Raw genomic sequence first — 869 nt, 5'->3', positions numbered from 1 at the left:
CCGGACAGACCGGCGTTGGCGAGGGCCTGGCGGATGACGCGTTCCTGGGAGGGGCCGTTGGGGGCGCTGAGTTGGCTGCTGGTGCCGTCTTGGTTGACGGCGCTGCCGCGGATCAGGGCGAGCACGGTGTGGCCGTTGCGCTGTGCGTCGGAGAGGCGCTCCAGCATGATCAGGCCGACGCCCTCGGCCCAGCCGGTGCCGTCGGCAGCGGCGGCGAAGGGCTTGCAGCGTCCGTCGGGAGAGAGGCCGCGTTGGCGGCTGAACTCGATGAAGGTGTTGGGGGTGGCCATGAGGGTGGCGCCGCCGGCGAGGGCGAGTTCGCATTCGTTGTTGCGCAGGGCCTGGACGGCGAGGTGGAGTGCGACGAGGGAGGAGGAGCAGGCGGTGTCGACGCTGACGGCGGGGCCTTCGAGGCCGAAGGTGTAGGAGATGCGGCCGGAGGCGATGCTGGCGGCGCTGCCCAGGCCGAGGTAGCCCTCGAGTTCTTTGGGCTTTTCCAGGAAGCGGGCGGCGTAGTCGTTGTACATGACGCCGGCGAAGACGCCGGTCCGGCTGCCGCGCAGGGAGGTGGGGTCGATGCCGGAGCGTTCGGTCGCTTCCCAGGCGCATTCCAGCAGCAGCCGCTGCTGGGGGTCGATGGTCAGTGCTTCACGCGGGCTGATGCCGAAGAACTCGGCGTCGAAGCCGTCCGCCTCGGTGAGGAAGCCGCCGTGGCGGGAGTATGACTTGTGGGGTGCGTCCGGGTCCGGATCGTAGAGCGTCTCGGTGTCCCACCCACGGTCCTCGGGGAACCCGGATATCGCATCCGTGCTCCCCGCAACCAGACCCCACAATCCCTCAGGCGACCGCACACCACCCGGATAACGGCA

General features: G+C 69.6%; 1 protein-coding gene. It reads right to left on the bottom strand.

The window, feature by feature from the left end; all coding sequences use genetic code 11:
• A partial coding sequence (locus IH48_RS0132200; RefSeq protein WP_030912874.1) for a beta-ketoacyl synthase N-terminal-like domain-containing protein occupies window positions 1-869 on the bottom strand: 869 nt, incomplete at both ends.

The sequence above is a fragment of the Streptomyces sp. NRRL F-5126 genome (genome assembly GCF_000721265.1).
Taxonomy (GTDB): domain Bacteria; phylum Actinomycetota; class Actinomycetes; order Streptomycetales; family Streptomycetaceae; genus Streptomyces.
The sequence above is the reverse complement of the archived record's forward strand: the minus strand, read 5'-3'. Positions and strand labels throughout refer to the sequence as shown.